The sequence below is a fragment of the Thermostichus sp. MS-CIW-37 genome, from assembly GCF_054060065.1.
Window position 1 is genome coordinate 1 of record NZ_JBSSCV010000050.1, and the last position, 8,201, is coordinate 8,201.

General features: G+C 58.6%; 9 protein-coding genes and 2 pseudogenes. 8 read left to right on the forward strand and 3 right to left on the reverse strand.

Annotation, left to right across the window (positions count from 1 at the left end):
- Positions 1-165: pseudogene (locus ACVWYZ_RS13920) on the forward strand (transposase); the annotation flags it as partial.
- 213 nt (positions 166-378) lie between these two features.
- On the opposite strand, the gene ACVWYZ_RS13925 reads toward ACVWYZ_RS13920, so the two are convergent.
- Positions 379-957 carry a hypothetical protein gene (locus ACVWYZ_RS13925; protein ID WP_457467392.1) on the reverse strand — a complete coding sequence of 193 codons (579 nt, stop codon included), beginning with the start codon at positions 955-957 and terminating at the stop codon, positions 379-381.
- Between the two features lie 381 nt (positions 958-1,338).
- On the opposite strand from ACVWYZ_RS13925, the gene ACVWYZ_RS13930 reads away from it, so the two are divergent.
- On the forward strand, positions 1,339-2,025 hold the full coding sequence (locus ACVWYZ_RS13930; protein WP_457467393.1) for a DUF3318 domain-containing protein: 687 nt from the start codon (positions 1,339-1,341) through the stop codon (positions 2,023-2,025).
- A 4-nt stretch (positions 2,026-2,029) separates the two neighbouring features.
- Here ACVWYZ_RS13930 and ACVWYZ_RS13935 read toward each other — a convergent pair whose 3' ends face one another.
- Positions 2,030-2,983 (reverse strand): asparaginase, encoded by a 954-nt coding sequence (locus ACVWYZ_RS13935; RefSeq protein ID WP_414400684.1) that lies wholly within the window; start codon positions 2,981-2,983, stop codon positions 2,030-2,032.
- A gap of 142 nt (positions 2,984-3,125) precedes the next feature.
- On the opposite strand from ACVWYZ_RS13935, the gene ACVWYZ_RS13940 reads away from it, so the two are divergent.
- The 4 genes from ACVWYZ_RS13940 (at position 3,126) to ACVWYZ_RS13955 (ending at position 6,432) form a co-directional block, all read left to right on the forward strand.
- Positions 3,126-3,920, forward strand: a complete 795-nt coding sequence (locus ACVWYZ_RS13940; protein WP_011432672.1) for a sirohydrochlorin chelatase — start codon at positions 3,126-3,128, stop codon at positions 3,918-3,920.
- Between the two features lie 64 nt (positions 3,921-3,984).
- Positions 3,985-4,767, forward strand: coding sequence for a uroporphyrinogen-III C-methyltransferase (gene cobA / locus ACVWYZ_RS13945; protein WP_011432673.1), 783 nt, complete (start codon positions 3,985-3,987; stop codon positions 4,765-4,767).
- Entirely contained in the window at positions 4,764-5,552 is a 789-nt protein-coding gene (locus ACVWYZ_RS13950; protein ID WP_414400686.1) for an ABC transporter permease, read from the forward strand. The genes cobA and ACVWYZ_RS13950 overlap by 4 nt, the downstream gene beginning before the upstream one ends.
- A gap of 190 nt (positions 5,553-5,742) precedes the next feature.
- Complete coding sequence (locus ACVWYZ_RS13955) at positions 5,743-6,432, forward strand: response regulator transcription factor (RefSeq protein WP_011432676.1); 690 nt, start codon at positions 5,743-5,745, stop codon at positions 6,430-6,432.
- On the opposite strand, the gene ACVWYZ_RS13960 is transcribed toward ACVWYZ_RS13955, so the two are convergent.
- Positions 6,418-6,681 carry a ParB N-terminal domain-containing protein gene (locus ACVWYZ_RS13960; protein ID WP_414358160.1) on the reverse strand — a complete coding sequence of 88 codons (264 nt, stop codon included), beginning with the start codon at positions 6,679-6,681 and terminating at the stop codon, positions 6,418-6,420. The genes ACVWYZ_RS13955 and ACVWYZ_RS13960 overlap by 15 nt on opposite strands.
- A gap of 148 nt (positions 6,682-6,829) precedes the next feature.
- Between ACVWYZ_RS13960 and ACVWYZ_RS13965 the strand changes: the two genes are divergently transcribed.
- Both ACVWYZ_RS13965 and ACVWYZ_RS13970 read left to right on the forward strand, forming a co-directional pair.
- Positions 6,830-7,264 carry a hypothetical protein gene (locus tag ACVWYZ_RS13965; protein WP_457467394.1) on the forward strand — a complete coding sequence of 145 codons (435 nt, stop codon included), beginning with the start codon at positions 6,830-6,832 and terminating at the stop codon, positions 7,262-7,264.
- A 111-nt stretch (positions 7,265-7,375) separates the two neighbouring features.
- Positions 7,376-8,201, forward strand: a pseudogene (locus ACVWYZ_RS13970) (RNA-guided endonuclease TnpB family protein); the annotation flags it as partial.

The window sequence follows — 8,201 nt, forward strand, 5'->3', positions numbered from 1 at the left end:
CGAGTTTGCGGATTACATCAGCAAGATATACCGGAAAAATGTGCTGTGGAATGAATCTTATTTCATCGCTTCATGTGGTGGGGTGACAGTCTCGGCATTGAGCCAGTACATTGAAAGCCAAGGTACTCCCGCCTCTCATCCCGGCCAAGCGCTCCGCGCCGCTAGCGCGTTCGCTTCAGCGGGACGTAGTCCATACGTCCTACGGACAGAGGGCGGGGCTTCTCGGCGGTTTAGCTAACTGACGCTGCTTGGAACGAACTAACCGCTTCCAGCGCCGCGAGCCTCTCTTCTTGCGAGCCATTAGCCTGGAGAGCTTGCCCTTCAGCTTGTTCTGGTAACGCCTTTGGGAACGCAGTAACCGCCCGTTAGCTATATAAATTAGCTATATAAAGTTGCCCGACCGTCGTGAGCAGTAGCTAAATGCACTTCCCCTAAATCGACACCTGCTACTTCCCCAGCCTTTGCCGTTACTTCCCCTTCCGGCCTACTTAACTCGTAGCAGGCCCGCAACTCGTACTGCTTGCCGTCCCAGCCGATTTCTACCTGCACCGGTGTATCCCATGCCCAAGGAATAACCACAGGCGGGTTGGTCTTGCCGTTGGAAAGAACTAACTTCCCACCCCGAACCCTAATGGCAGAGGACTTCCAGATGACCTTGAAGTAGCGCCGCCGTCTTTTGGGGGGCTTGGCGTTGGGATCCGTTTTACGACGCTTGTACCAAGACTTCAGAGGAGCAAAGAAACTTTGTACCACTGCATCGGCACTATGGGCGTGAAGTTCGTTTCCACTACTGTTGGGAAACCAGCGCATCAAACTCGAGGGCTTTAACCACAAGCCTTTCTTGCGTGCCACTCGCCAAAAGAAAACCAAGGTCTTGGAGTATAGCTCGCCCGCGGCTAAAGCCAGATGCTGCAGTTGCTCTGAAAACCCCAACTTTAGCTTCCGAGCAAAATACATCGGAAACCCTACTCGTGCTAGCCGGATTTTAGCAAAAAGCCGCCCTACTCGCGTCAGCGGGCCGTAGGCCCTAGGGCGGCGCTTGAACCCAGTTTTTTGGTCAACTCATACCGACAGCGTCCTCTACTTCCCCTGCCTCTCAAGGGCAGAAAGGCCCAAAAGATGGGCGCGTTGCAAAAATGACAACTAATCCAGAACAAGCTGGTCTGGTTTTTACAGTCAATTCAGTTGAGGGTGAGACGGCATTACAGGTGAGATGGCATGGACGCAGACCTCAAATCGCAAAAGGCTTTCTTGGAGCTAGCCTGCAAGGAAGGCTAGGATCCTTATACTATGGGGGTAATGATCTCCAGCCGCTCCTTATAACCGCACCGTGCCAGCATGTATACCATTTCCGACTTTGACCGCCTGATCCAGTTTCTCCCGGTGGAGATCCGCCCTGAAGTGCAGATCGAGATCGGCACCCCCGACCAGTCTCGGATTGTGCAGCCGCTGTGGCGCTTTCCCTGGCAGAAATACTCTCGCTTCGCCATTGACCTCAGCCGTTGGCAGAAGCTGAGCCCTGACCAGCAGAAGATCTACTTCCTGCGAGAAGCGGTGATGGCCACAGAGCTGGCTTTGGGGGATAACTGGTCGGCGTTGTTGCTGTATCCCGCCTTGATCGGGGCCGGCAGCATGGGCATTTTGGTGGAGCTGCAGATGGGAGACAACCTCGGTGTTGGCCTAGCAGCCGGGTTGGCCGCTTCGGCGGTGTTTCTGTTGCGCAAAGCGGAAAAGGGGCAAAAAGCACAAGTTGCAGCCGATGAATTTGCCGTGCGCTACGCCTCGCAAAACGGCTACAGCTCCGAGCAGGCCGCTGCCATCCTGCTGAGTGCGTTGCAACAGGTGGCCATGCTGGAAGATCGCGTTAAAAATGACTACGACACCACCATGCGCCGCCGCAACCTGGAGTTTTTGGCGCAGCGGGGCCTGGGATCCGGCACCTTGACCATCAATCCTAAGTACCGCAACAAAGGCCAGAGCTCCAACCCCGGCCCCAATCCTTACCAAAACCCCTTCCAGCGCTGAGTCTTCAAGGCATGCGCAGCTCCCCTTCTACCTCGAGGCGGGTGTAGGGGCCGACGCGAAGGAAGCGCTCCCCCAGCATCTCGGCGGCGGCAGGCTGGATCCAGCCCATGCGCTGCAGCAGGTGCAAAGCCAGGGCATACTTGGCCCGGGCGGCTCCATCCTGGACCTTGATGGCCAGGCCCATGCCTTCCCCCACCCGGCCAATGCACTGGATCCCTTCAGCACCCGATTTGCTCACCAGATCCCCTTGAGTGGCCCGCATCAATTCCGTGTCGAAACACCCCTGTCCAGCCACCATCTCCGGGTGATGGGTCATGGCCCGTGCTACCGATTCCAAGTCGGGCCGCTCGCCAGCAGTCAGTTGGGCGAATAGGGAGGCCAGGTGGTTCAGTTGCAGTTGGTAGGTGGGCACCCCACAGTCATCCCGCGCAAACAAAAACTCTTCCGAGGGCATTTGCAGCAAATCCGCCAGCTTGGCCCGCACCAGGGCTTGCACCGGATGCTGCCGCTGGGCGTAGTCTGACAAGGTCCAGTTTTGGGCGCGGCTGGCCACGAGCATGCCGGCATGTTTGCCGGAGCAGTTGTGGCACAGGGGGCTGGGCTTGCCGGGTGGGGTGGGGCAGACCAGCAAATCGGGAGACAGATCGGCCCGCCACAGTATACTGAACACCTGCCGCGCATGAGCCGTGGTGCCCTGATGGGATCCGCACATGATGGCAATATCTTTCTCGCTGAGGCGGTAGCGCTCGCGGATGCCGGTGGAGAGCATGGCCAGCGCTTGGAAAGGCTTGAGGGCAGAACGGGCAAAGACGGGGGTGGTGCTGTTGCCGGCCATGGCCAGAGAACGCCCGCGGCTATCGGCCACGACAGCTTGGCAATGATGGATAGATTCGGTCAACCCCTCCCGCAAGACATGGATTAAGAGTTCAGGGGCGGTGGAACGATTCTCAAATGACATGAAAACCTGGGAAAGGGCTGACGAAGCTGGGAAAGAGGGTGTGTACTCTTCAAATCATACGCGCAGATCCTACGCGAGAAGTTGGCGGGATCCCCTAAAGTGGCAAAATAGAGCCGTTCCGCTGGGATCCCTAACCTCTGCCATGTCCTCCAATCCCCTGGTGTTTTTGGTCTGTCACGGCAGCCGGGATCCCGATTATCAGCAGGCTTTGGCAGATTTGTTGGCCCGGGTGCAGCAGCAGCTGGCCCCTCAGCCGGTGGAGCTGGCCCAGTTGGAAGGTCAGCCTCTCACCCTGGCCGAACAGATTCAAGGACGGCTGGCAGCTTGGCTGGGCGCAGGCCGATCTCCCGATCAAGTGGTGCTGCTGTCGCTGTTTATGGGCGAGGGATCCCATGTGGAAGAGGATTTACCGGCTGCGGTGAAGCAGGTTCAAGCTCGCTGGCCGCGCCTGCCCATCCGGTTAACACCCCCCATTGGCCAGCACCCGGCCCTCCTGGATCTGTTGGTGGCTCGCATTCTGGCTCCACAGCCCTCTTGCTCTGCAACGCTCAGGCAATCCGGCGAACGGGCAGATGCCTGGATTGTGCTTGGCCATGGCAGCCGTCTGCCGGGGTTTGCCGCCCAGCTCCAAGCAGGGATCCAAACTGTGCAACGGCGCTTGCCCGAGATCCCCTTGCATGTGGCTTTTGCTGCCCAGTCCCCCACCTTAGAAGCGGTCGTGATCCATTGCTTGCGCCTTAGCCAGTGCCGTCTACGGGTGCTGCCGTTTTTTCTCTTTCCAGGCGGTCTGCTGCGCGCCCTACAAGAACAGGCTCAGCGATTACAGCGGGAATGGCCTCTGCTCCAAATCCAGGTGGAGCCGCCCCTCTGGCGGGATCCTCAACTGATGCAGGCCATTGTGGAGACACTCCAGGCTTTTAGCCCGGCGCTGGAATAGCCGAATCTTTCCCGTTCCCTCAAAATGGATATTTCCAACAGCAATGACGCGACCAGGACTTGAGATGGGCAAAGTGTATTTGGTGGGGGCAGGGCCTGGGGATCCAGGGCTGCTGACGGTGAAGGGAAAGGCGCTACTCGCCCACGCGGATGTGGTCATCTACGATGCTCTGGTGGGATCCTCCATCCTGGAGCTGATCCCGCCGACGGCAGAACGGATCTATGCTGGCAAACACTGCGGCGCTCACACCTTGCCCCAGGAGCAGATCACAGCCTTGCTGATGGAGAAAGCTCGAACGGCAGCCGTGGTGGTGCGGCTCAAAGGGGGGGATCCCTTCATCTTTGGGCGGGGGGGAGAGGAGATGTTGGCTCTGGTGCAGGCCGGGATCCCAGTGGAGGTGGTGCCGGGAATTACGGCGGGCATTGCCGCCAGCGCCTATGCCGGGATCCCTCTCACCCATCGCGACCTCAGCTCTTCGGTTGCTTTTGTTACCGGACATGAGGCGGCAGGGAAATACCGCCCTCAGGTCAATTGGCGGGCTTTGGCCGGGGCGGTGGAAACCCTGGTGATCTACATGGGCATGCACAACCTCAGCCACATTGCCGCTGAATTGTTGGCCGGAGGGAAAGCTCCCGATACCCCGGTTGCCCTGATCCGCTGGGGCACCACCCCTGAGCAAGAGATTCATCTGCTCCGCCTGCAGACTCTGGCTGGGCAGCCCTCGCCCGTAGCACCGCCTTCAATTGTTGTGGTGGGAGCGGTGGTCAGCCTGGCCAGCTTGTTGCCCACTTTGCGTCCGCCAGTCTCGTATTGCTCCGCAGCGCTTGCGCAACCGGAATCTCCATGAACGCCTTCTTTCGCAAGTTGGGTGCCCTCTTCTCCGCCTACTACGCCTACATGCTGGAGTACCGGGCCGAGCTGATCCTGTGGGTGTTGGCCGGATCCCTGCCCCTGATCATGATGGGGGTGTGGAGCGAGGCAGCCCGCTCAGGAGACTTCTCGCTGTCTGCTCTGGAGTTCATCCGCTACTTTCTGGCGGTGTTCCTGGTGCGCCAGTTCACCATCGTCTGGGTCATCTGGGACTTTGAGCGAGAGGTGGTCGAAGGCAAATTATCTCCTCGCCTGTTGCAGCCTCTGGATCCCGCTTGGCACCATGTGGCCAGCCACCTGATGGAGCGCTTGGCCCGTCTCCCCTTTACCCTGGTTTTAATCGCCCTTTTCTTCGTCCTCTACCCCCGTGCCTTTTGGATCCCCTCTTGGGCCCAGGCGGGGCTGGGATCCCTGGCCATTCTCCTGGCTTTTGCCCTGCGCTTTCTCATGCAGTACACCCTGGCGCTGCTGGCCTTTTGGGTGGAACGGGTGACGGCCTTGGAGCAATTCCATTTTTTGGTGTACTTGTTTTTCTCGGGGGTGATTGCTCCTCTTGAGGTGTTCCCACCACCCGTGCGCCAGGTCTTGGCCTGGACACCCTTCCCCTACCTGGTGCATTTTCCCGCCAGCCTCTGGGCAGGGATCCCGGTGGATATTCTGGGCGGCTTTGGCATGGGCCTGGCCTGGACGGGCCTGCTCTGGCTGGCTAACCGCTGGTTGTGGCGCAAAGGCTTGCAACAGTACTCGGGAATGGGAGCTTAGAGGCCCAGGTTCAGTCCCTCATTTCACAGCTACCGTAGTCTTCAGCTTTCAACCAGGCCACCCTTGAAACCACTATTATGGGTCAAGGCACCCCAGCCAAATGACGAATCCTGTCCGTCTCCCTAAAATAGCGACAGATAACAGGTGAATAGCGCTTTACCCTTTTCCCTAACAGCCTCCTCGAGTCCTCATGAAGCGTGTACTGGTCGTAGATGACGATCCCCTCTCCCTGAAGGTGCTGAGCCGCCACCTGACTCAGCATGGCTATCGGGTTTGTACAGGCGCTTCGGGTGTAGAAGGGTTGCGTCTGTTTGCCCAAGAGCAGCCGGATGTGGTGGTTTCAGATGTGGTGATGCCGGAAATGGACGGCTTCGAGTTTTGCCGACAGCTGCGCCAACAGCGCGGCGGCGAGCTCGTCCCCTTCATTTTTCTCTCTTCGCGGGGAGAGATCGATGACCGAGTTCAGGGCTACGAGCGGGGGGCGGATGACTACATCATCAAGCCCTTTGAACCCCTGGAGTTGGTGGCCAAAATCGAGGCCCAGATTGAACGCTCCCGCCGCACCCAATCGGAAATTTTGCGGCTAATCCAACAGCAGTCCCAGCCAAAACCCGAAGCGGACCCCCGCCCCACCCCACCCGAATTGCCTCTGACCCCTGCTGAGGAGCGGGTCTTTCGGGAAGTCATTCGCGGCTTCACCAACAAGCAAATCGGCGAGAAGCTGTTCATCAGCCCGCGCACTGTGCAAACTCACCTGACCAACATCCTCAGCAAGCTTTCTTTGGAAAATCGCTCGCAACTGGTGCGTTTTGCCTACGAACGGGGCTACACCGCCGAAGAGGAGCCGGGCCAGAAGGGATCCCTTTCAGGCCAGGTGTAGCCTCAAAACAGCACGTGGCGCTTTTCGCACCCGACAGGGGATCCGCTCCTTGCCCAAGCGGACAAATGCCTCGTAGCGGTGGCAGCCGGAGAACCCGTAGTACTCCCCTTCCACTTCCAAAACCTCAATGGGCTCCTGCAGACCGATTGCTTCGATAGAAGCCATCAGCGCCCGCACCTTATCCGGATCCGTTTGCCGCGGCAAAGGGCGGCGAATTTGGGCAAGGGGAATCTCGCGAATCTGCGCCATGTTGAACTTTCTCCCTAAGCAGGCTACTTAATCATACTCGTTATGACTTTGCTCTATCAAGACTGGCAGAGGGGATGGATTCTCAGGCCAGAGCATGGCAGGATAACACCATTCCTCACTGCTCTCTCCCTCAGTAGCCAACCCAGCCATGTGGCAACTCCTCAAAGCCTTATGGGGAAAGATCGCCGGCCAAGCCCCCCCTGCACCCCCCGCTGCCGCGCCACGACCACCCCTTGACAAGAGGCTGGTTCAGCAGCCCTCTCCCCGGAATGTCCCTGCTGCAGAGGCCGCCCGCAAAGAAGAAGCCCCTGAGCCCACACCAGAACATCCCGCCCCAAAAGTTGCAGCAGCCCAACGGGGTGAGGAACCTGTGGTGTTGCTCCCTTCTCAGGAGAAATCCCCAGACTCTGTGGCAGTAGAATCCCCCATCGGCCCGGCTCAACCCACCTCTACCGCCAAAAGCATCAGCAGCTTCTGGGCCATGACCGACACTGGATCCCGGATTTCCTGCATTGCTGCCACCACCGACAGTGGCCGTGCGGTCAGCTCCATTGCGACTGCTAGGCTCCGCCAACCGGAATAGCGACCGGGATCCCTCTGGCTCCAGAAAAAAACTTCAGCTAGAAATCGCAGGAGTCCCGCCCTCTGCCCGTAGGACGAGGGTCGGGAGGAATGCGGAAGTTACGATAGAACCATGACCCAAGTCCTGACCGTCTCCTGCAAGCTCAAGGTGTCCCAGTCGCAAGCCGCAAAGTTGGATGCGACAATGGATGCCTTTGTGCAGGCGTTGAACTGGATCAACCAAAACACACCCGAGAAAGTCGCCAACGCCGTTAAGCTCCAGTCTCTGTGCTACCGCGAAATCCGTGCTCGGTTCGGCTTGTCCAGTAACTTGGCAAGGACTACGTCCCGCTTACGCGACCAGCAGGTCTGCAGACGGCTGGCCGGCGCCCGTAAAGTTGCCCGACAGAAAAACCGCCCCGTCAAAGCGTTCAAGAGAGGCTTTGCAACCTACGATGCCCGTATCTTTTCGTTCCGCGAGAAAGACTGGACGGTGTCGCTCACCACGGTGGAGGGTCGAGAACGCTTTGAGCTGGCGATTGGCCGTTACCAGAGAGAACAGTTGGCAGGCTCCAACCCCAAATCCGCCACTCTGGTCAAGCGCAAAGACGGTTCCTACTCCATTCAGATCTGTGTGGAAACGGAACCGTGCCCACCGCAACGCACGGACAGAGTGCTGGGCGTGGATTTGGGCAGGACGGATATTGCTCATACAAAGGACTCCGTCCCGCTGGCGCGAACGGAAGGAGATAACTGGCATGGACAGCAGTTGAGCAGAGTCCGAGAGCGCTACTTGCGGTTGAGGGCGGTACTTCAACGCAAAGCCAGTAAGGGCACACGCAGTTCGCGGCGCAGATGCAGAGGACTGTTGCAACGGCTGTCTGGCAAGGAAAGACGCTTTCAGTCGCGTCAGCGTTGCGTAGCAAAAACGTGGGTCAATCATCGCATCTCCAAAGCTA

Excerpts from the sequence above, each read along its gene's own strand:
- ACVWYZ_RS13925 (WP_457467392.1), bottom strand. The coding sequence starts at position 957 with ATGTATTTTGCTCGGAAGCTAAAGTTGGGGTTTTCAGAGCAACTGCAG.
- ACVWYZ_RS13930 (WP_457467393.1), top strand. The coding sequence starts at position 1,339 with ATGTATACCATTTCCGACTTTGACCGCCTGATCCAGTTTCTCCCGGTG.
- ACVWYZ_RS13935 (WP_414400684.1), bottom strand. The coding sequence starts at position 2,983 with ATGTCATTTGAGAATCGTTCCACCGCCCCTGAACTCTTAATCCATGTC.
- ACVWYZ_RS13940 (WP_011432672.1), top strand. The coding sequence starts at position 3,126 with ATGTCCTCCAATCCCCTGGTGTTTTTGGTCTGTCACGGCAGCCGGGAT.
- cobA (WP_011432673.1), top strand. The coding sequence starts at position 3,985 with ATGGGCAAAGTGTATTTGGTGGGGGCAGGGCCTGGGGATCCAGGGCTG.
- ACVWYZ_RS13950 (WP_414400686.1), top strand. The coding sequence starts at position 4,764 with ATGAACGCCTTCTTTCGCAAGTTGGGTGCCCTCTTCTCCGCCTACTAC.
- ACVWYZ_RS13955 (WP_011432676.1), top strand. The coding sequence starts at position 5,743 with ATGAAGCGTGTACTGGTCGTAGATGACGATCCCCTCTCCCTGAAGGTG.
- ACVWYZ_RS13960 (WP_414358160.1), bottom strand. The coding sequence starts at position 6,681 with ATGGCGCAGATTCGCGAGATTCCCCTTGCCCAAATTCGCCGCCCTTTG.
- ACVWYZ_RS13965 (WP_457467394.1), top strand. The coding sequence starts at position 6,830 with ATGTGGCAACTCCTCAAAGCCTTATGGGGAAAGATCGCCGGCCAAGCC.